Here is a 20,653-nt window from a genome sequence, read left to right as displayed (position 1 = left end):
CAGCGGCGGCAGTGCCAGCACCAGCATGGGCGAGACCAGGAACGCCGCGGCCAGGCTCACCGCCGCGGTGATCGCCGCCACCAGCAGTTGCAGCAGCGCGCTGAAGCCCTGCACCACGATCTCGACGTTGTAGGTGAGCAGGTTGGCGATTTCCGCCGAGCTGGCATCGGCCAGGGCCGGCAGCGGCGCCTGCAGCAGGCGCGCATGCACCTGCCGGCGCAGGTCCAGCGCGTGGCGGCTGGCCAGGTCCGCGGCCAGTCGTGTGCCCCACCAACGCAGCAGGGCGAAGCCGCTGCTGGCGGCAACGAACAGCAGGGTCTGCGCGAGGAAGCCGGTCGGCAACGGCAAGGCGTGGCCGGCCAGGGTCAGCACATGGCCGGGTTGCACCAGCGGCACCAGCGCGACCGCCGCCAGCGCGCCGGCCAGCGCGCCGAGCAGCGACAGCAGCACGTACCCGGCAATGCGCAGGCGTTCGCCGCGGCCGAGCACGGCGACGAAGGCGCGCAGCAAGTGCGATGCCGGTTGCGGGCGTGTGCTCATCGGTGGGTGTCCTTGGGGCGGACCATCGACGCGGTGCGCCATCCGCACTCCCCTGCGTCGGCGATGCGCGTCGCCGGCACCGTCACGTCTTGCACGAGATCAGGCCAACAGTGTCTGCACCGCATCGACCGAGGCCTCCGGATGCGTGCCGCGCTGCAGTTCGTACACGCCGAGCCGCTGCAACTGGCGCGCGAACAACGGCCAGTGCGGCTGGCCCGCGGCGTAGGGCTGGTCCGCGGCCAGCCGTGCCGCCACGTCCGCGTCGGGCATCGGCTGCAGCAGCCGCTGCGGATCGGCGGCCATGGTGGACGAGACGAACACGGCCGCGGCCAGCCGCAACGGTGCCTGTGCCAGGCGCCCCTCGCCCTGGCGGATGTCCACCTCGTGCTTCAGCGCGCCGCTGCGGCGGCGGATCATCGGCGCCGCGGCGATCCAGGCGCGGGTCTGCGGATCGAGCAGGTGCAACAGTTCCGGCCGCAGATGCAGGAAGTTGCCGATGCCGGTGGCGAGCAGGTAGTGCGGGGCGACGAACAGCGCGTCCTCGGCAAGGAACTCCAGCCCACGCAGCAGGCTGTGCAGCGCCAGGGTCGACTTGCCGGCGCCGCTGCCCCCAAGCAGCAGCACGCCGCGGCCGTCGCGGCCGACGCAGGCGCCATGCAGCGGCACCAGGCGCATGCCGTGCGCGGCAAGCACGAACACGGCGAACTCGATCAGTTCGTAACGCACGTGGTAGGCGTGCGCGAGCATGTCCTCGGACACCACCACCAGCGCCCTGCGCTGCTCGGGCACCAGCACGACGTAGTTGTGCGCATCGATCACGCCACTCAGGACGCCGGCGCCGGAATGGGTCTGCACCGGCGGCGGCTCCATTGCCAGCGCGTAGGGCGCGTCGCCGCGGTCCACCAGAGTCAGTTCGATGCGGAACGCGGCGCTCTCCGGCAGGCGATGCGCCGGCACCGCGCCGAATGCCGCTTCCACCAAGGCCAGCAGCGCCGGACTGTTGCTCTCGAAGTGGAAGCGTCCACCCAGCAGCTGCTTGCTGAGGGTGTGGGGGCGCCGCAGCTGGGTGTGGAACGGATCGCAGGCACCGCTCGCTGCGACGACTGGCGTGGCGTGGTCGCTTGTTGCCACGTCCAGAACACGCACGGTCGATCGCTGCATCGGAGAAGAGTCGCTTGGGTGGATGCAGCGTGGGTGCGCCTGCCGCGGCCAAAGGTTGCGTGGGGTCATGTCGGTGTTTCGCGCAACCAAACGGCGCAGCCACGGCACCTACCGCCACGGCCACCTGCGCGCGGCCATCGCTGCATGCGCCCCTCCCCCACGGCGCCGAACGAGACCTTTCGCCGATGCTCAAGATCCAGGTCAGCCACTCCTACTTCCTGCGCTACGACCCCAAGCAATGGGAACGCGGCAAGCCGTACCCGCCGCTGGCCACGCTGCAGGTGGCGGCACTGCTGCGTCAGCACGGACACCAGGTGACGCTGTTCGACGCGATGCTGGCCGAGGGCGTGGAGGACTACGACCACGCCGTCCGCACGCAGCGGCCGGACCTGGTGGTGTTCTACGAGGACAACTTCAACTTCCTCACCAAGATGTGCCTGAGCCGGATGCGCGAGGCCGCGTGCCGGATGATCGCCGAGGCGCGCGCCGGCGGCAGCCGGGTACTCGTCGCCGGCTCCGACGCCTCTGACCATCCGGAGGCGTTCCTTGCGGCCGGTGCCGACGCGGTGCTGATCGGCGAAGGCATCGCGGCCTTGCTGGACCTGGTGGCGCGCCTGCAGGCGGAACCGGACATCGACCCGGCGCGCTGGGTGGCCGGCCTCGCCGAGGTGGCCAGCGCGGTGCTGCCGCAACTCAAGCGCGCGCAGATCGGCGCGCGGCCGCCGGATCCGCGGCTGTCGGTGACGGCGGCCTGGGACCTGCTGGATATCCCGCGCTACCGCGCGTTCTGGCAGCAGCGACACGGCCATTTCAGTCTGAACATGGCCGCCTCGCGCGGCTGCCCGTTCCGCTGCAACTGGTGCGCCAAGCCGATCTGGGGCAATCACTACAAGCGCCGCGAGGCGCAGGACGTGGCCGCGGAGATGACGCAGCTCAAGCGCAGCTTCGCGCCCGACCATGTGTGGATGGCCGACGACATCTTCGGCTTCCACGTGGACTGGGTGGAGGACTTCGCCGATGCGCTGGCCGCCGCCGACGGCGCGGTGCCCTTCACCATCCAGACCCGTGCCGACCTGTGCAGCGAGCGCATGACCGCCGCCCTGGCGCGGGCCGGCTGCCGCGAGGCCTGGATCGGCGCGGAGAGCGGAAGCCAGCGCATCCTCGACAAGATGACCAAGGGCACCGACGTGGACGGCGTGATCGCCGCGCGCCAGCGGCTGGGCGCGCAGGGCATCCGCGTCGGCTTCTTCCTGCAGCTGGGCTACCTGGACGAGCAACTCGACGACATCCTCGCCACGCGCCGGCTGGTGGCGCAGGCGCGCCCGGACGACATCGGCGTCAGCGTGTCCTATCCCCTGCCCGGCACCGTGTTCTACCAACAGGTCAAGGACCAGCTCGGGCGCAAGACCCATTGGCAGGACAGCGACGACCTGGCGATGATGTTCCGTGGCGCCTACGACTCGGCGTTCTACCGCCAGGTACGCGATCTGCTGCACCGGCAGGTGGACCTGCAATGCCGCGAGGATGCGCGCCCGGCGCCGACGCACGCGCAGGACTGGGCGGCGCTGGACGCCGACTGGGCAGCGCTGATCGCGCGCGAAGCCGAGCATCGGACCGATGCGCCGCCAGCGCCGGCGGCCAAGGCGGTCGCCGCCGGCGGCAGCCGCCGCATCCCGCTGGTGCAGCGCTCATGAGCGACCTGGCGACGCCCTCGTCTCCGACCGTGGCGGCCGACCTGCCGACAGCGGCAGCCGCGGCGACGCCGGCACACCTGCCGCTGCGGCGCATCGGCCGTGGCCTGCGCCTGGCCACCGAAACCCTGGCGCATGAGCTGGCACGCCCCGGTGCGCCGATGCCGGACTGGAGCGGCCTGCACTGGCAACTGGCCGCAGCGGCGGCGGTCGCGCACGGCGTGGCGCCACTGCTGAGCCAGCGCTCGCAATGGCCGGACCGGCCGTGGCGCGCGTTCCTGGAGGGGCAACGCGAGCACGTGGCGCAGCGCTACCAACGCATCGCCACGTTGCTGCAGCGAATCGACGCCCTGGCGCAGACCGCCGGCCTGGCGATCGTGCCGCTGAAAGGCGCGGCGCTGCATGGGCAAGGCCTGTATCGGCCGGGCGACCGGCCGATGGCCGACATCGACCTGCTGGTGCGCCCCGAGGACGCCGAGCGTGCCGCGACTTTGCTCGCCGCGCTGGGCTACGTGGCCGAGTTCGCGCAGTGGAAGCACCAGACCTTCCGTCCGGCGCAGGCGCAGGCGGTGGGTGGCCTGGGCGAGCACCGCGACACGCCGATCAACATCGAACTGCACGTGCGCATCCAGGAACGCCTGCCGCTGCGCACGGTCGACCTCGGCACGCAACTCCTGCCGCGCGACGGCAGGCCCGGCCTGAATCCCTACCCCAGCAACGGCGCGCTGATGCGCCACCTGCTGCTGCACGCGGCCGGCGGACTGTGCAGCCGCAGCCTGCGGCTGATGCACCTGCACGACCTGGCCTTGCTCGCTCCGCGCATGCGCGCCAGCGACTGGCAGATGCTGACCGGCACCGACGCATGGTGGGCATGGCCGCCGCTGCGGCTGATGTTGCGCTACTACCGCGCGGCGATTCCGTCGGCGGTGCTCAAGCAACTACGCGCGCAGTGTCCGCCGCTGTTGCGGCTGCGCGCGCGCGGATTGGACCTGACCGCGGCGTCGTGCTCGCAACTGTGGCTGCCGGCGCTACCGGGCATCGAATGGGCGCGTTCGGGCGGCGAGGTGCTGGACTATCTGCGCCAGCGCCTGCAGCCCTCGGCGGAAAGCCGCCAGGAACGCGCCGAGATGATTCGTACCCAACTGTGGTTGCAGGGCCAGGACTGGGTGCGCCTGCCGCAGCGCCGCCGCGTGCTGCAGCGCCTGCTGCGTCCGGTGCCGCGCATGGACACGCTGTACGCGGTGCGCACCGCGCTGCAGGGCTATGCGCCGTCGTCGGAGTGACGCGCGCCCTCCTAGAGCGCGCAGTAAACGACCGTCGCAGGAGCGGCTTCAGCCGCGACAGCCGTTGTGGCGGCGCACGTCGCGGCTGAAGCCGATGCCACGAAAAGACACGAGGCCGCCTTAAAGGCGAAGCGCCGGCACGCCGCGCTGCGCGTCAACCGTTCTGCGCCGCGCGCCGCTCATCGGTGCTGCGCGGTGCGCACAGGCGCTGGTACAGCGCGGTGAAGCCGCGCACGCTGCAGTCGGCGTCCTCGCGCACGGCCCGGCATTGCGCCGCCCAGGCCAGGCGCAGGCGCAGGTCGTCGTCGCTGAGTACCTGGCGCAGCGCATCGGCCAGCCCGGCCCAGTCGCCCACGGGCACCGCCAGCGCCGCCGACGGCGCCCACTCCTGCAGATGCCCGACCGCGGTGCCCACGGTCGGCACCCCGGCCACCGCTGCTTCCAGCAACACCAGCGGCCCGGCCTCGTGCTGCGACGACAGCACCAGCAGATCCGCCGCCTCCACCAGCGGCCGCAGGTCGCGCTGGGTCTTGAAGCCGAGGAAGCGCACGCGCGCGCTCAAGCCCAGCGTGGCGACCAGGTGCTGCATCGCGCCGTCGAGGGTGTCCACGCCGACCAGGTCGATGCGGAAGTCGACCCCGGCGCGGGCCAGCGCAGCGAGTGCGCGCAACAGGGTCGTCTGGTCCTTCACCGGATTGAGGCTGGCCACGTGCAGCAGCCGCGCCGGGCCCTCCCCGCGCGGGCGCGGCGGGCGCGGCGGCCAGGCGCGCAGGTCCACGCCCAGCGGCACGCGTTCGGCGGCGATGCCCAACGCCCGCAAGCTGTCGAGGATGGGCGCGCTGGCGGCGGTCACCGCACTCGCCAGGCGCAACACCAGCGCCTCGCGCAGCCGCCCCTGCCATTTGCGCCGGCCGCCGTAGCCGATCGCATGCAGTGCGACCAGTTCGCCGCCGGCGATGTGCACCAGGCTCGGTCGCCGCAGCCAGCGCGCTGCCGCCACCGCGATCAGGCTGCAGTGGCCGGAAAACAGCGACTGCACCACGTCGAACGGCGCGCGGCGGTGCTCGGCGCGGATCGCGGCGATCGCCCGCCAGCGCGTACGCGCCGCGCCGATGTTGTGGATCCGCGCGCCCAACAGGTCCCATTGCGCCGGCAGCGGTTCCTGGTGCAGCACGAAGACGTGTAATTCATGCACGCGCGCCAGCCGCTCGATCAGGCTCAGGAAGGCCGGAATCACCCGGTACTCGCCGCTGCGGTCGACGCCGCCCGGTACCACCAGCGCCAGCTTCATGCCGCACTCCGCGACGTGGCACCGAGCAACTGCGCATAGGCGCGCGCCCAGCGCCGGCCGACTGCCGCGAACGACAGCTGCGCATCGAAATGCGCGCGCACCAGCGCCCGCGACGGCCCGTCGCGCGAGGCCTGCAGCAGCGCGGTGGCCAGGCGTTCGGCGTCGCCGCAGGGCCACAGCGCGCCGACCCGGCCGCCGTCGCTGAGCGCACGGAACGCCGGGATGTCGGTCAACACCGGCACCGTGCCGCAGGCATAGGCCTCCAGCGCCGCGTAGCCGCAGCTCTCGCCCAGGCTGCCGGACACGAACAGGTCGGCCGCGCGCATCAGGGTCTGGATCTGCGCGTGCTCCACCCGGCCCAGCAGGTGCACGCGGCCGACCAGCCGCGGATCGGCCTGGATGCGCTGTTGCACCACCGGCAGCAGCGGCGCATCGCCGAACGCGCAGAACAGCTGCAGCCCGCTCAGTTGCTCGCTGGCGCGGGCCACGCCGTCGAGCACGGTGAGCGGATCCTTGCCCTCGCTCAGATGGCCGACCCACAGCACGCAGGGCGCGCCATGCAGCCCGCTGTCGCGGCGCGCCTGATCGCGCTCGCCGGGAGTGAAGCGGCAACTGGATTCGGGAATGGCGAACAGGCGCGTGGATCCGGCGAACAGTCCGGCGCCGACGAAACCGCGCGCCAGCTCCAGCGAGGTGAAGGCGATGCCGGCGGCGGTGGCGTACCAGCGCCGCCACTGCGGCCGCCGCCACCAGCGCGGCGGACGGTTGGCGTGGTCCTGCAGCAGGATCGGCCGCGACGGCCGCCAGCGCGCCAGCGTCGCCGCCTCGCGCGCGAACTGCAGGCCGTGCACGTGCACCACGTCGGCCTCCAGCTCGGCCAGCAGCGCGGCGATGCGGCGCAGATGGCGCCGGCGCCCGCTCTCGGCACGGCGCACGAAGTGATAGTTCACGCCGTTGCGCTGCAGGTGCGCATCGACCGCGGCGGCCTGGATCACCGAAACGCGGGTGCCGGCGCTGGCCACCGCCTCGGCGATGTCGGCCAGCGACGGCCACAGCGCGAAGGCCTGCTCCGGCGTCACCCCGTCCGGCAACGGCACGAAGTTGAGTTGCACGGCATGCACGGCGCGGTCGACGTTGCCGGCCATGCTCAGATCCCGGACACCTGCGGCCGGTGCAGGCGCACCAGCCGGTTGGCCAGGTTCAGTTCCCATGGCCGGTCGTAGCGCCGGTAGCGGTAGCGCCACGCGGCCAGCGCGCTGAGGCCGCGCTTGGCCCAGCGCGGCGAGCGCTGGTCCTGCGCGGTGGGATAGCGGCAGCCGAGCACGGTGACGAAATCGCGGATGCGCTGGCGCAGCGCATCGGTGAGCCAGGGCGCATCGGCGTGGCAGGCGTAGTCCACCCACTGCGGCTGGGCCCATTCCTCCGGTGTGCGCGGGAACTGCACCGGCACGCCGTCGCGGTCGAGCAAGGGCGTGCCGGCGCGGCGGCCGCGGTCCTTCTCGTGGCGGCTGCTGTCCGGCAGCGGCGTGTACACGTAGACGATGATTTCCGACTGCGGGTTGATCCGCTTCAGCTCGCGGATGAACTCGAAGGTCTGCTCGGTCTCGCGCTCGCTGTCCTGTGGCGGCGCGACCATGAACGACAGCTCCGGGATCACCCCGTTGCGCCGGCACAGTTCGGCCACTTCCAGGGTCTGGTCCGGGCGCGTGCCCTTGCGGATCTCCTTGAGCATCGCCCCGCTCGGCGACTCGGCGCCGATGTAGGCCATGCGCAGGCGGCTCTTGCGCACCAGTTTCCAGGTGCTCTCGGACAGGTTGAGCAGCGCGTCGGCGCGGGCGTAGCACCACCACGGCAGTTCCAGCTTCGCCATCACCTCCAGCAGCGGGATCATGTCGGCTTCGCGATCGAAGAAGTTGTGATCGAAGAACTGGATCGAGTCCGCGCCCAGGCCGTATTTCAGATAGCCCAGCTCGCGCTCCAGGCGGGCCGCGGTCGGCAAGGCGGTGGCGCCGCCGAACATCGCCGCCACCCCGCAGAAGGTGCAGCGGAAACGGCAGCCCAGCGCGGCCTGGTGGGAGGCGGTGCGGCGGCCGAGGAAGGTGCGGCCGAGATAGCGGCGCGGTTCGCCGAGCTTCTCGTACGGCAGCGATGGCAGCGCGTCGCCGCGCTGGAACGCGCGGTTGCGGTTGTGCACCACGGCGCCGTCGTGCTTCCAGGACAGCCCGTCGACCTGCGCCAGCGTCGGCCCCTCGCCGCGCAAGGCGGCCAGCAGTTCCGGCAAGGTGTCCTCGCCCTGCGCGCGGATCGCGTAGTCCACGTACGGCGCGGCCAGCGCGGTGTCCGGATACAGCGTGGGAAAATAGCCGCCCCAGACGATCGGCAGCGCCGGGAAGCGCGCACGGATGGCCTGCGACAGTGCGATCGACGGCGCCAGTTGCGGCCCGCCCATCACGCTGATGCCGACCGCATCGAAGCGCTGCTGCTGCAGCGCCTGCAGGCTGCGGTCGATGAAGTCGCGGTCGACATTGCCGTCGATGATGCGGCTGTCGCCAGTGCGATCCAGCGCCGCCGCCAGGTTCAGCAGCGACAGCGGAAAACGGGCGCTGGACGGCTTGGTGATGGTGGGATTGACCAGCAGCGTGTTCGATGTGGAGGACATACGGTACGGACGCAGGACGGAGGTCACGGCAGGCGCCGCAGGCGCAGCACCAGGGCCACCGGCACCTGCAATGCAGCGGGATCGAAATGGGCGCCGGCGGGGATGTCGGCCGGGTCGAGCATCGGTTCGCTGACCGCGTCGATGGCCAGCCCGAGCGCGGCGCAGGCGGTGTGCCAGTGGCTGTACAGGTGCTGGGTGTGGCGCACCGCGTAGCGCTGGCCGCCGGCCTTGAAGTCGCGGCGCCAGCCGAGCGCGGGGCCGATCGGGTGCACGTCGCTGCACAGCACCCAGCCGCCGGGACGGGTGACGCGGCGCAGTTCCGCCAGGGCCGGCGGCAGCTGCGGCAGGTGCCCCAACGCCAGCGCGCACAGGCTCAGGTCGGCGCTGGCGTCGGCCAGCGGCAAGGCCTCCAGGCTGCCTTCGTGCAGCGCGTAGCGGCCGGTATCGACGTCGCCCAGTTCCTGCGCGGCGCGTGCCAGCATCTGCGGCGACAGGTCCACGCCGGTGACGTTGCCGGCGCCACGCTGCAGCGCATGCAGCAGGTAGCGGCCGCTGCCGCAGCCGGCATCGAGCACGTGCTGGCCGTACAACGACGGCGGCAGCAAGGCCAGCATGGCGCGCTGCTCGGCCTGCATCACCGGGTTGTGCGCCTGCGCCGGGTAGCTGTCCGCCCACAGCGCATAGGCGGTCAGCGGATCGAGGGTCGTGACGGCGCTCATGCCGGGCATGCCTGCGACAACTGGGTCAGGCGTGAACGCGGCGGTGCAACGTGAAGTTCCAGGCCCGGCTCCAGCGCGAGCAGCGTCGGGTCGGCCAGCTCCGCGGCCAGCAGCTTGGGGACGCCGTCCAGCGTCACCGGCACCGTGCCCACGCCCGCGGCAGCGAACCATGGGGCGAAATCGGGATCGGCGATCCGCGGCCGCCCGTCGCGCACGACCGCGCGCAATGCGCTGCGCGGCAGCCCGACCAGGCTGTTGGCAGGCGTCCCGCCACGGTCGGCGACGATCAGCAGGTCGGCGTGTGCGCCCGGCGCCAGATGCCCGCGATCCGGCATGCGCAGGATGTCGGCCGCGGCGGTCGTGGCCAGGCGCAGTGCCTGGGTCGCGTCCAGGCCGTGGGTGGCAGCCAGGCGCAGATCCTCGAGCAAGTCGCGGCCGCCGCTGACCCGCGCATCGCTGCCCAGCGCCAGGCGCCCGGCCGCGCTCAGGCGCTGCGGATCGAGGGTGCGTCCGAGCAGGGTCAGGTTGCTGCTCGGGCACCACACCACCGCCGCGCCGCAGGCGAGCACGCGGGTGACGTCGTCCGCGCCCAGGCCCACGCCGTGGATCAGCACCGTGCTGTCCGCCAGATAGCCACGCCGCTCCAGCTCGGCGAGTTCGCTGGCGGCCACCGCGTCGGTACCTTCGGCCAGGTGGATCATCCACGGCCAGCCGGCGGCGGACGCCGCGGCGAAGCTCTGTGCCAGCGGCGGTCCGTAGTCGGGGCCGTGCAAGGTGTAGCTCCAGCCGAACTCGCGCAGCAGCGCCACCGGGAAGTCGGCCGCCTCCAGCGCGGCATGCCAGGGGTCGTGGTGGGCCACGCAGGTCACCCCGGCCAGCAGGTTCTTCAACCCGCCATGGCGCAGCCGCAGCGACTTGGGCAGGGCCAGCGCGGCGGTCACCGCCGGCGTGCGGAAATGCGCGGCGAAGGCGTCGATCCAGGCATAGCTGTTGGCGAACGGCGCAGCCTGCGGCAGCGGCGGCACCGCATTGACGTGCAGATGCTCGTGGGCGTTGATCAAGCCGGGCAGCACCAACTGCCCGTGCAGATCGATGCGCAGCGCGGCCGGCGTGGCCGCCGCGGCGATGCGGCCGGCGCGCAGCGCCAGCGGCGCGTGCACCGCCCCACAGGCGTGCGCGACGCGCGCACCCTCCAGGCAGAGGTCGATGGGGGCGGCAGACGCGGCCATGCTCAGCGCTTGCGTAGCACGATCAGGAAGTGATCGCCCATGTCGCGCAGCAGCGGCCAGCCGCCGACGCGGTCGTCGAGGCGGCCGAGCGCCTCGCCCAGACGCGGATGGCGCTGGTAGTGGTCGACCAGGTACGGCGGCGGCAGGCACAGGCTGAGCGCGCGGTACGACTCCAGCGCGAAATGCGGCGCGAACGCGCGGTAGAACTCGCGTGGGAAGTAGTACCAGGTCCAGATCGTGTGCCCGTTCATGCCCACGGCGGTGGCGCCACGTGCGGCGCGGACGGCGGCACGGCGAACGCGGCCGCGCAGCAGGTAGTGGCCCAGCTCCCACGGGCACAGGCGACCGATCACCGAGAACACCAGGCGCCCGTCGCGGCGCAGCAGCCGTGCGCAGTGGCGCGCGACGTCGGGCAGATCCGGCGCGCAGTTGAGCGGGCCGAAGTTGGAGTACATGCCGTCGAACTCGCCGTCGAGCAGATCCAGTTGCTGGATGCCGACATGGGCCACGCTGAGCCGGCCGCGCAGACTCGGATCCTGCGCGCGGGCGCGGGTGCGCTCCACCATCTGCGGCGACCAGTCGGTGGCCAGCACGCGGTAGCCGCGCTGGGCGAAGGCGTGCGCATCCAGGCCGGTGCCGCAGCCCAGATCGACCAGCCGCGAGCCGACCGGCAACTGCGTCGCCACGGTATCCCACAGGGTGGTGCGCATGCGCTGGATCAGCGCGTTGTTGCCGCGCGGGCCGTCGTAATCGGCGGCCACGCTGTCGAAGGCGCGCTGCGTGTCCAGCAACCGCACCGGGTCCAGAGTGGTCGTGTGCGCCGTTGCACCCGCCTTGCCATTCGCTGTCACCTGCACCTCTCCACTGCCCTGCCCTTGTCGGAATCCGCGCGCATCGAGCGCGCGGTACTGCAGGTAGGTGCGGCGGCAGCGGCGTTTGGTTGAATCGGCGAATTGCTGTTACGCGGCGGCGACGCTCGCCCCTGCCCGCCGGACATGGCGCCGGCGCAGCGCATTGCGCGCCACCGCGGCCAGCACGCCGCCGCCGAGCCCGGCCAGCAGCGCCGCCGCCAGCACCAGCACCGGGTTGGGAAACGCCGCGCGCGGCGGCACGTAGGTCTCCCAGGGTGCCGAGGTGTCGTAGGTGTAGCGCGTGCCGAGGCGGCCGAGCAGATCCTCGCGCTCGGCTTTGAGGCCGCGCAGCGTGGTGGTCTTCTCCGACAGCAGCATGTTGCCGAGCAATTGCTGCTCGACGCTGCCGCGGCCTTCGCGTTGCTGCTGCAGCAGGCGGTCGCGCTCGGTCTGGGTGGCGGCGATGTCCGCGGCCAGCTCCTGCAGCCGCGCAGTGGCCTGCTGCAGCGGGCCGGCCTGGATGCGCCGGTGCAGCGCCTGTAGTTGTGCGATGGTGGCCGTGGCCAGTTGTCGCGCCTGCTGCGGCGATTGCGCGCGCAGGGTCAACTGGATCAGGTTGGCGTACGGGTCGGGGTCCAGCTTCAGGCTGTCGCGGTACAGCGCGGCCTGGCGGCTGTCCAGGGCCACGCCGGCGCTGTGCAGCACCTGTTCCTGGAACTGCCGGGTCTTGATCCGGTCGATCACCCGCTGGAACGGCTCCAGCTTGGGGTCGCGCCCGGACGGGGTCGGGCCGAATTCGCCGACCTGCACCCAGGCGGTCGCTTGCCACTGGCGAGTCGCGCCGTGCAGGAACAGCGCCGCCAGCGCCAATGCCAGCAGCAGCGGCAGCAGGCACCAGCGCCATTCGCGCCGCAGTATCCGCCACAGGTCGAGCAGGTAGATTTCGTCTTGGGGCATGGCGGTGTCGGTCATGGCAGCGGGGATCTCGGGGAAACGGAAGGCAGGGCCGCGTCCGCGGCGGGCGCGCGGCGGTTCGGCAGCAATGCGCTGCAGGCGTGCAGCAGCAGGCACAGCGCGACGAAGCCGGCATTGGTCCAGGTGAACGCCTGCGGCGCGAACGGCGACATCACGCAGGCGTAGGCGATGCGCAGGAACACCAGCAGGTTGAACAGCGCCACGCCGCGTCCGAGCAGGCGCACGCTCCACAGCAGCGCCGCGTACAGCGCCAGCATCGCCGCCAGCGCGGCACCGGGACCGCCGGCCAGCAGGAACGGCAGGAACTCGGTGCCGACATTGATGTTCGGCGCATCCAGCGGGATGCCGGTCCCGGCGGTGGCAATGGAACCGCTGAGCGGCACCAGTTGGTTGATCAGGAAACTGGCGTTGGCGTAGCCCTTGCTGAGCAGCGCGCCGAAGTTGTACGGGCCGGCGCCGATGTACAGCAGCAGCCACTTGATGCCCTGCGGCGCGGCCCGGTACAGCGCGCCGAACGGCAGCGCCACCGAATCCAGCGAGCCGGAACGCAGCGTGCCCAACAGCGAGAACGCGGCGGCGCCGGCGCACAGCAGCGCCAGTACCCGTTTCCACGGCAACGGCCGCGCCGGGTCGCGGCGCAGCAACAGCAACAGGCCGACGCTGAACACTGCCGCGAACAGGCGGTTGCGGTCGATCACCAACACCGGGAACGCGAAGCCAGCCAGCAGCAGCGCGTTGCGCACGCTGCGCTCGCGCACGCACAGCAGGCCGATCGGCGGCAGGATCCAGCACATGTTCGACACATGCCGCACGTGCGCTTGCAGCGGGCTCAGGTCGGCGTAGGCGGAGGGGTTGTGCAGCAACGGGATCGGGAACAGCAGCAGGTCCAGCAGGCAGAACAGCCCCACCGCCGCGGCCAGGCCGAGCGCGACGAAGGCCTCGCGCGTGCCGGCGTACTCGCGCGACCGGAACGCCGCCAGCGGCGGCAGGCGGATGCCGAGCAGCGCATCCAGGCCCAGCGTCGCCAGCGCCACGGCGGCCAGCAGTGCGATGCCGGCAAGATAGCCCGGCGGCAGGTCGAAGGTGAGCAGGGTCAGCGCGCAGCTCAGCAGCAGCGGCAGGCCGAAATACGCCGACGGCAGGCGCAGCAGGCGGCTCATCCGCGCTGGGCCAGCGTCGGTTGGCCGCCCTGGCGCAGCCGCGCCAACAGCGACAGCCACGCATGCGCCAGCAGGTGTCCGCCCAGCGCCAGTGGGCTGCGCCGCAGGAACGCGATCTTCGCGGCGATGTAGTGCGCCTGCGCGTGCAGCAGGGTGCGGCAGGCCGGATCGAACAAGCGCGCGCGGCGCAACGCCACCTGCCGCGACTCGGCCAGGTTGGCCAGGCGGCTGGGCAGGTGCCGGGTGCGGCTGGCGTTGTGGTCGTGCACGCGGTAGGCGCAGACCGCCACGTCCAGGAAACCGAGCGCGTCGCGCGCGACCAGGCGCAGGAAGAAGTCCCAGTCCTCGATGCGCAGGCCCTCGTCCCATTCGGCGCCCGGCTGCAGCGCGCTGCGCCGGACCAGCGCCACCGCCCCGCTCACCGCCCAGTGCCGGATCACCGCGCGGCGGATGCCGGCCTCGCTCAGGTACAGGCGTTTGTCGACGCCGTGCAGGTCGCGCATGCTGCTCTGGTGCACGGTGCGGCCCTGGGTGTCGACCACGATGGCGTCGCCGATCACCGCGGCCTTGTGCGGATGCGCGCCCAGGTAGGCCACCTGTACGCCCAGCCCGCCGGGCAGCAGGTAATCGTCGCTGGCCCCCAGGCGCAGGAACTCGCCGCGCGCCATCGCTACCAGGTGGTTGAGCGTGGCGGCGATGCCGAGGTTCTCGCGCGGCCAGAAGCGCACGTGCAATCTGTCGCCGTGCTGCGCGATCCACTCGGCGATGCGCTCGGCGGTGCCGTCGCTGGAGCCGTCGTCGACGATCACCAGTTCCTTGTTCGGGTACGGGTCTTCCAGCACGCTGTCCAGGCAGCGCTGCACGAAGCGCGCGTGGTTGTAGGCCGGAATCAGCACCGACACCAGCGGCAGCGTCGTCGGGGTATACGTTGCGTCCATCAGCCTAGTCCTCGCAGGTAGCGGCGCACCACCAGCATGTTGAACGCCAGGTACAGCGCGTAGTTGCAGGCGAACGCGTAGACCGCGCCGATCAGGCCCATGCGCTCGGTGAACAGCACCACCAGGCCGAGGTAGCTGGCGGCGAACAGGCATTCGGAGAGCACGAACAGCCGCGTCATCGCCTTGGCCAGCATCAGGTAGGACAGCACGAAGGAGGCGATCTTGAGCACGTCGCCGAGCAGCTGCGGCGCGTACAGCGGCAGCGCGGCGGCGAAATCGGCCGAGAACAGCAGCCGGGTGATCCAGTCGCGGCACAGGTACACCGCCGCCGCGGCGAGGAGCACCGCCGGCAGCACGTAGCGGTAGGCACCGCGCAGTTCCTGCCACAGCGCCTGCCGCGTATGCAACGCCGCCAGCTTGGGCAGGTAGTAGACGTTGATGGCGGTGGTGAAGAACAGCAGATAGGCATCGGACACGCGGCTCACCGCCTGCCAATAACCGACCTGCTGCCAGCCGAACTGGCCAGCCAGATGATCGCGCACGCCGATGTTGACCAGCAGCGGCAGCAGCGCCGAGGCCAGGGTCATGACCGAGAAGCCGGCCAATCGCCGCACCATCGCCGGGTCGAAACGGATGCGCAGCATCTCGCGACGAAAGTACGGGCTGCGTCGCAGCGCCGGGACGCCGGCGCACAGCCAGGCCACCTGCCCCAGCACCAGGCCCAGCAGCGCCCCGGACAGGCCCATGCCGTGCGCCAGCGCGGCCACCAGCAGCACGCTCAGCACCGCGCCGCTGACCTGGACGAAGGCCAGCCGGCGCACGTCCATGAAGCCGTTGACCACCGCCAGGATGTAGTTGGCCAGCGCAATGCCGAGCTGCGCCACCGCCAGCACGCAAATCAGCGGCTGGTACTGCGCGTCGCCGAGCAGGCGCTCGGCGATCAGGCGGCTGCACAGCAGCGCGGCCACGCCCATCGCGATCGCGGCGGCGCAGGCGTAGCCCAGTGCGCTGCCGAGCAATCGGTTCAGCGCAGCCGTATCATCGCGGTACTCGGCCACGTACTTGACCACGCCGGCGCCGATGCCGCCGCCGGCCACCACCGCCAGCACCGACATCAGGCTGGTGAACTGGCCGAGCCGGGCGACCCCGGCCGGGCCGGCGTACACCGCCACCAGCTTCAGCACCAGCAACGCGGACAGCAGCTTGGCCGCGGTGGCCACGCCGCTGTACACGCCGCTGCGCAGCACGTTCATGCCGCCACACCCCCGAAACGCTGGCAGGCATCGATCACCTGCGCCACCGCCGCAGCGTCCAGCGTCGGGCCGATCGGCAGGCTCAACACCTCGGCGCCCAAGCGCTCGCACAGCGGCAACTGCAGGGTGGTCAGTTCCGGATAGGCCGGCTGCCGATGGGGCGGCGTCGGGTAATGCACCAGGCAGTGCACGCCCTGGGCCTGCAGATGCCGTTGCAGCGCGTCGCGTTGCGCGCAGCGCACCACGAACAGGTGCCACGCATGCGCCGCCGGGTCGGCCACCTGCGGCACGGCGATCTGCGGATGCGCGATGCCGTCGAGATAGCGCAGGGCGATCGCGCGGCGTGCGGCGATCTCGGCATCCAGGTGGCGCAGCTTGACCCGCAACAGCGCCGCCTGCAGCTCGTCCAGGCGCGAGTTCACGCCCTGCACCAGATGCCGGTACTTGATGTCCGAGCCGTAGTTGCGCAGCACGCGGAGCTGCGCCGCAAGTTCGGCGTCGTCGGTGGTCACGGCGCCGCCGTCGCCCAACGCGCCCAGGTTCTTGCCGGGGAAGAAGCTGAAGCCGGCGGCGTCGCCGAAGCTGCCCGCATGGCGGCCGTCGCGGCGCGCGCCATGCGCCTGCGCCGCGTCCTCAAGCAGCAGCACCCCATGGCGCTCGGCGATGGCACGCAGTGCGGCCATGTCGGCCAGCTGCCCATACAGGTGCACCGCCAGGATCGCCCTGGTGCGCGGGCCGATCGCCCGCTCCACCTGCGCCGGATCCAGATTGAAGCTGGCCGCCTCCGGCTCCAGCGGCACTGGCCGCAGCCGGTTCTCGCTGATCGCCAGGAAGCTGGCGATGAAGGTGTTGCCCGGCACCAGCACCTCGTCGCCTTCGTGCAGCCGACCCAGCGCACGGTAGCCGCGCAGGATCAGGGTCAGCGCGTCCATGCCGTTGCCGACGCCGATGGCGTGAGCGGTGCCGCAGTAGGTGGCGAACTCGCGCTCGAATGCCTCCAGCTCCTCGCCGAGCACATACCAGCCCGAATCGATCACCCGTGCCGCTGCGGCCTTGAGCTCATCGGCATAGCGTGCATTGCTTGCCCGCAGATCCAGGAACGGCACGCTGGCCGGCGGCAGGCTCATTGCAACTCCCAACGGTAGAAATCGTGAACCACCGCGCGCGCGCCGAAGCGCTCCTTCTGCTCGACCAGGCCGGCATTGAGCACCTGGCCCTGCTGCTCGGTGGAAATGCCCAGGCTGAGGAAATCGCGCTGCGCGTAGACCTGCTCGATCAGCTCGGCCAGCAGCAGGCTCAGCGCATCGGCGCGGCGGCCTTGCTCCGAGCAGGCCAGGTATTGGGTGTGGACGACGTGGCCGAAGTCGTACACCAGCGTGCCGGCCAGCAGGTCGCCGCCGTCGCGGACTTCATACGGCACGATCTGCGCCGGGAAGCGCGCGCACAGCAGGCGCAGTTCGTCCAGGCTGTGGGTCGGACGCGCGTCGTGGCGTTGCAGGACCTCGTCCAGCAGCGCATGCAGCGGCGCCGGGTCGTCCACACGCTGCACGTGCAGCCCGGCGCGGCGCGCCTTGGCCACCGAGCGCTTGCGTGCGGCGGCGAAGCGCGGCGGCACGCGCAGCGGCACCGCCGAGGACAGGTCGCGACGGTCAAGACGCGCACCGAACCGATGCAGCGCGTACAGGTCCTCTTCTGCCGGACTGCGGTGGAACAGATGCGGCACCGCCTTGTACAGCAGCGTGCGCACGCCGGCGTCGCGGTAATGCGCCGCGATGCGCTCGAACACTTCCAGCGTCGCCGTCGCGCGCAGCGCGTGGATCGACACCAGACCGGCATAGCTGAGTCCGGCATGGCTGGTCACCACATCGCCGTCGCGGTTGGCCGGGAACACCGCCACCGGCGTGCCGGCGTCCTCGACCAGCAAGGAGGCATCGACGAAGCGCGCCGCGTGGTAGTCCATGTAGCCGCGCCGGTGCAGTAGATTGCCGTTGCGCGAGGCCTCCACCACGGCATCCCACAGCGGTGCGTCGGCCGCGGTGTAGGCCCTAACCGACAGCATCGTCATCCTCCCAGACGGTGCCAGCGGGCAGCACCGCCTCGGCCACGCCGAAGCCGTCGCGGCCCATGTCGTTGCCGTTGTAGAACAGCAACAGCCGCTCATCATGGCGGATCAGTGCCGGATAGCACAGCGTGCGTGCATCCCAGCCATCGGCCGACAGCGGCAGGCCCAGCGCCGCGTCGCAGCGCTGCCAGTGGCGGCCGTCGTCGCTGACCGCCATGCCGGGCAGATAGGCGCCGCCGCGGCTGCCGTGGGTGAACAGCATCAGGTAGCGGCCATCGCATCGGTACACCCGCGGGCGGCCGATACGGTATTCGTCGCCTTGCGGTTGCAGGCAGACGGTGTCCTGCCGCGGGACCGCCTGCAGGTCGTCGGTCTCCACGCAGCGGATGTGGTAGCGCGGATACGGCGTGCCGCCGAGCCATTCCCAGTCGTCGCCCACCGCGTACCAGAGCTGCCAGCGGCCAGCGCGATAGCGCGCCGAATGCACCGCGGCGATGGTGCTGCGGCCCGGCGCGCGGTCCAGCAGCGGCGTGTCCTGGCGGCGCTGGAACGTGTCGCCGCCGTCGGTGGACACCGCCAGGCCGGTGAAGGCCAGGAACTTGGCCTTCGCCACCTGCTGGAAGCCGACGTAGAACATGTAGAGACCATCCGGCCCGTGCACCACGTCGCCGAGGATCATGCCGTTGTCGTCGAAACAGCCGTCGCGGCCGATGTCCAGTACGGGGGCTGCGCTGACGCCCAGCACCCGGGTCGGATCGTCGGCGCGCACGTCGACGTAGCCGATGCGGCTGGCACCGGCGTCGTCGCGAAAGCCGGCGTAGATGCGCAGACGCTCGGCGTCCAGCCGCAGTGGCGTCGGCGTCAGCGCCGAATGCCGCATCCAGCCGCCGACGCCATCGCGTGCGGTGTCGAAGACAAGACCGCGTTTGTGCCAGGCGAACATGTGCCTCACAGGTCCACGTCGAAGCTGGATTTGCCGGCCACCGCCCGCGCCGGCGCACCGACGTAGATGCGTCCCGGCTCGGTGTCGCGGGTCAGCAGCGCGCCGGCGCCGATCACGTTGTCGGCGGCCACCTTGACCCGATCGCTCAGCGTGGCGTTGACCCCGACGAAGCTGCCCGCGCCGATCTCGCAGTAGCCGGAAATCACCGCATGCGAGGCCACGAACACGTGGTCATGGATCACCGTGCGGTGGCCGACGTGGTTGCCGCTCCACAGGATGCAGTTGGCGCCGATGCGGGTGAACGGCTGCAGCACGTTGTGCTCGAACACGAAGCAGTGCTCGCCCAGTTCCACGTTGCGCCAGACGAAGGCGTGCGAACTGACGTAGCTGGCCATGCGGTAGCCGCGGCGCTTGGCGTCCAGGTAGAAGCGCGTGCGCAACCGGTTGAGGCCGCTGGCGGGAATCGCCACGAACACCTCCACCTGCGACGGCGGATAGCGTTGCTCGAGTTCCTCGTAGGCCACCACCGGCAGGCCGGCCAGGGTCGGCGTGGACAGGTAGTCGCGCTCTACGCTGAAGGCCAGTACGGCGTAGTCGCTGTCGTGGGTGAAGTATTCGCAGGCGATCTGCGCCAGTTCGCCGGCGCCGACGATGACCAGGGGACGTGCCATGGCTTCAGGCCTCCTGCCGGCGCAGGCCCGCGGCTTCGCGCAGGAACTCGTCGTAGTCGAAGATGTAGTCGGTGGGATCGTAGGCCTGGTCGGCGAGCACCATCAGCACGCAGTCCTCGCTGAAGTCGTAGAGATCGCGCCAGACCATGCTGCCGAGCAGCAGGCCCTGCCGCGGATCGTCCAGCACCACTTGCATCGGGCCATTGCCGTCGTCGAGCAGGAACGACACCGAACCGTGCAGCGCCACCGCCAACTGGTTGAGATGGCGGTGCGCATGCTGGCCGCGGTGCACGCCGTTGCGGGTGGCGAACAGGTAGTACACACGGCGGATGTCGAAAGGCACGTCGCGCTGTTGTTCCAGCGCCACGAGCTGCCCGCGCGCATCGCCGTGCGTCCGCAACTGGATTCGTTCGATTGCCATCAGAGTGCCCGACCGGGCTCCACATCGGAGTGTCCAGGCTGAGTGCCACGGGTCTGCGGAAAGGTTGCGCGAGGCCGACGCGACGCGCGACGCAACCTTTCGCCGCAGCGCCGGCACCCATCGACGACCACCGCTGCCGCGATGCCCCGCCGGCATCGGGCTGCGCCCCACTTCGTTGCCCCAAGGACACCGCGTACCGCCATGACCTCGCCCACGCCGGCCGCTCCGAAACCACCTGTGTCCCCTGCCGCCGCGCCGGCCGCCTTGCCGCGGCCGATGGTGTGGCTGCACTGGCTCACCGTGCTGTGCCTGGTGCTGGCGGCGGGGCTGATCCTGCTGCGCGAAGAGGTCGAAGGCCGCATGTGGCGGCAGTGGCTGCTGGAAGGCCACCGCCACTTCGGCCTGTTCGTGCTGGGCCTGTTCTGCCTGCGCGTGGTGCTGCGGATGCGCCTGGGCAAGCGCCACGACCCGGAGGCCGGTTCGGCGCTGATGCGCCTGCTGGCCGGCGCCACCCACGTGGTGATGTACGCGCTGCTGCTGACCCTGCCGGTGCTGGGCTGGGCGCTGAGCCAATCGATGGGCAAACCGGTGCATCTGTTCGGCGCGACGCTGCCGGAGCTGGTCGCGCCCGATCCCGATCTCGCCGACACCCTGGGCGCCTGGCACGTGGACGCGGCCTGGCTGCTGCTCGGCCTGATCCTGCTGCACATCGGCGCGGCGCTGTGGCACCACCTCGTCCGCCGCGACGCGGTGCTGCAACGGATGCTGCCGTTCCTGCGCCGCCGCTGAACCGCGTCTCCCTCCCC

19 protein-coding genes and 1 pseudogene are annotated in these 20,653 nt (G+C 71.4%); 3 read left to right on the top strand and 17 right to left on the bottom strand.

The annotated features are described in order from the left end of the window. Both CEK68_RS20160 and CEK68_RS21110 read right to left on the bottom strand, forming a co-directional pair. Nucleotides 1-540 (bottom strand): annotated as a pseudogene (locus CEK68_RS20160) (ABC transporter ATP-binding protein); the annotation flags it as partial. Nucleotides 541-639: 99 nt separating this feature from the next. Beyond that, nucleotides 640-1,701 carry a serine kinase gene (locus CEK68_RS21110; RefSeq protein WP_193314265.1) on the bottom strand — a complete coding sequence of 354 codons (1,062 nt, stop codon included), beginning with the start codon at nt 1,699-1,701 and terminating at the stop codon, nt 640-642. 185 nt (nt 1,702-1,886) lie between these two features. Between CEK68_RS21110 and CEK68_RS20150 the strand changes: the two genes are divergently transcribed. Both CEK68_RS20150 and CEK68_RS20145 read left to right on the top strand, forming a co-directional pair. After that, the gene (locus tag CEK68_RS20150; protein ID WP_152240452.1) at nt 1,887-3,395 is read left to right on the top strand and encodes a radical SAM protein; all 1,509 of its coding nucleotides are present in this window, start codon (nt 1,887-1,889) and stop codon (nt 3,393-3,395) included. After that, nucleotides 3,392-4,675: a nucleotidyltransferase family protein gene (locus CEK68_RS20145; protein ID WP_152240451.1), complete on the top strand. Its 1,284-nt coding sequence runs from the start codon at nt 3,392-3,394 to the stop codon at nt 4,673-4,675. Before CEK68_RS20150 ends, CEK68_RS20145 begins: the two co-directional genes overlap by 4 nt. Nucleotides 4,676-4,829: 154 nt before the next feature. On the opposite strand, the gene CEK68_RS20140 is transcribed toward CEK68_RS20145, so the two are convergent. The 15 genes from CEK68_RS20140 to CEK68_RS20070 form a co-directional block, all read right to left on the bottom strand. Continuing rightward, on the bottom strand, nt 4,830-5,966 hold the full coding sequence (locus tag CEK68_RS20140) for a glycosyltransferase family 4 protein (protein ID WP_152240450.1): 1,137 nt from the start codon (nt 5,964-5,966) through the stop codon (nt 4,830-4,832). Then, nucleotides 5,963-7,111 (bottom strand): glycosyltransferase family 4 protein, encoded by a 1,149-nt coding sequence (locus CEK68_RS20135; RefSeq protein ID WP_193314264.1) that lies wholly within the window; start codon nt 7,109-7,111, stop codon nt 5,963-5,965. The genes CEK68_RS20140 and CEK68_RS20135 overlap by 4 nt, the downstream gene beginning before the upstream one ends. 2 nt (nt 7,112-7,113) lie before the next feature. Next, nucleotides 7,114-8,625: a radical SAM protein gene (locus tag CEK68_RS20130; protein WP_152240454.1), complete on the bottom strand. Its 1,512-nt coding sequence runs from the start codon at nt 8,623-8,625 to the stop codon at nt 7,114-7,116. A gap of 23 nt (nt 8,626-8,648) precedes the next feature. After that, a complete protein-coding gene (locus CEK68_RS20125) occupies nt 8,649-9,344 on the bottom strand; it encodes a methyltransferase domain-containing protein (RefSeq protein WP_152240449.1) in 696 nt (231 codons plus the stop codon). Continuing rightward, nucleotides 9,341-10,573 (bottom strand): amidohydrolase family protein, encoded by a 1,233-nt coding sequence (locus CEK68_RS20120; protein WP_152240448.1) that lies wholly within the window; start codon nt 10,571-10,573, stop codon nt 9,341-9,343. Before CEK68_RS20120 ends, CEK68_RS20125 begins: the two co-directional genes overlap by 4 nt. A gap of 2 nt (nt 10,574-10,575) precedes the next feature. Next, complete coding sequence (locus CEK68_RS20115) at nt 10,576-11,424, bottom strand: class I SAM-dependent methyltransferase (protein WP_152240447.1); 849 nt, start codon at nt 11,422-11,424, stop codon at nt 10,576-10,578. Nucleotides 11,425-11,532: 108 nt separating this feature from the next. Beyond that, nucleotides 11,533-12,381, bottom strand: coding sequence for a Wzz/FepE/Etk N-terminal domain-containing protein (locus CEK68_RS20110; RefSeq protein WP_152240446.1), 849 nt, complete (start codon nt 12,379-12,381; stop codon nt 11,533-11,535). Nucleotides 12,382-12,392: 11 nt separating this feature from the next. Then, nucleotides 12,393-13,559, bottom strand: coding sequence for a hypothetical protein (locus CEK68_RS20105; RefSeq protein WP_043092016.1), 1,167 nt, complete (start codon nt 13,557-13,559; stop codon nt 12,393-12,395). Next, nucleotides 13,556-14,497 (bottom strand): glycosyltransferase, encoded by a 942-nt coding sequence (locus CEK68_RS20100; RefSeq protein ID WP_152240445.1) that lies wholly within the window; start codon nt 14,495-14,497, stop codon nt 13,556-13,558. The genes CEK68_RS20105 and CEK68_RS20100 overlap by 4 nt, the downstream gene beginning before the upstream one ends. Further along, entirely contained in the window at nt 14,497-15,750 is a 1,254-nt protein-coding gene (locus tag CEK68_RS20095; RefSeq protein ID WP_152240444.1) for an O-antigen translocase, read from the bottom strand. The genes CEK68_RS20100 and CEK68_RS20095 overlap by 1 nt, the downstream gene beginning before the upstream one ends. Further along, a complete protein-coding gene (locus CEK68_RS20090; RefSeq protein WP_152240443.1) occupies nt 15,747-16,877 on the bottom strand; it encodes a DegT/DnrJ/EryC1/StrS family aminotransferase in 1,131 nt (376 codons plus the stop codon). Before CEK68_RS20090 ends, CEK68_RS20095 begins: the two co-directional genes overlap by 4 nt. Continuing rightward, entirely contained in the window at nt 16,874-17,809 is a 936-nt protein-coding gene (locus CEK68_RS20085; RefSeq protein ID WP_152240442.1) for a GNAT family N-acetyltransferase, read from the bottom strand. Before CEK68_RS20085 ends, CEK68_RS20090 begins: the two co-directional genes overlap by 4 nt. Beyond that, nucleotides 17,796-18,755 carry a hypothetical protein gene (locus CEK68_RS20080; RefSeq protein ID WP_152240441.1) on the bottom strand — a complete coding sequence of 320 codons (960 nt, stop codon included), beginning with the start codon at nt 18,753-18,755 and terminating at the stop codon, nt 17,796-17,798. The genes CEK68_RS20085 and CEK68_RS20080 overlap by 14 nt, the downstream gene beginning before the upstream one ends. A gap of 5 nt (nt 18,756-18,760) precedes the next feature. After that, nucleotides 18,761-19,426: an acetyltransferase gene (locus CEK68_RS20075; protein WP_152240440.1), complete on the bottom strand. Its 666-nt coding sequence runs from the start codon at nt 19,424-19,426 to the stop codon at nt 18,761-18,763. Nucleotides 19,427-19,430: 4 nt separating this feature from the next. Further along, nucleotides 19,431-19,847, bottom strand: coding sequence for an FdtA/QdtA family cupin domain-containing protein (locus tag CEK68_RS20070; RefSeq protein ID WP_150409103.1), 417 nt, complete (start codon nt 19,845-19,847; stop codon nt 19,431-19,433). 276 nt (nt 19,848-20,123) lie between these two features. Here CEK68_RS20070 and CEK68_RS20065 point away from each other — a divergent pair, with 276 nt between their 5' ends. Beyond that, nucleotides 20,124-20,636: a cytochrome b/b6 domain-containing protein gene (locus tag CEK68_RS20065; protein WP_043092009.1), complete on the top strand. Its 513-nt coding sequence runs from the start codon at nt 20,124-20,126 to the stop codon at nt 20,634-20,636. The last annotated feature ends 17 nt before the right edge of the window (nt 20,637-20,653 follow it).

Origin of the sequence: Xanthomonas sp. LMG 12461 (assembly GCF_009192935.1) — a bacterium.
GTDB classification, from domain to species: Bacteria; Pseudomonadota; Gammaproteobacteria; order Xanthomonadales; family Xanthomonadaceae; genus Xanthomonas_A; species Xanthomonas_A sontii.
This window is presented reverse-complemented; position numbering and strand designations above follow the sequence as displayed.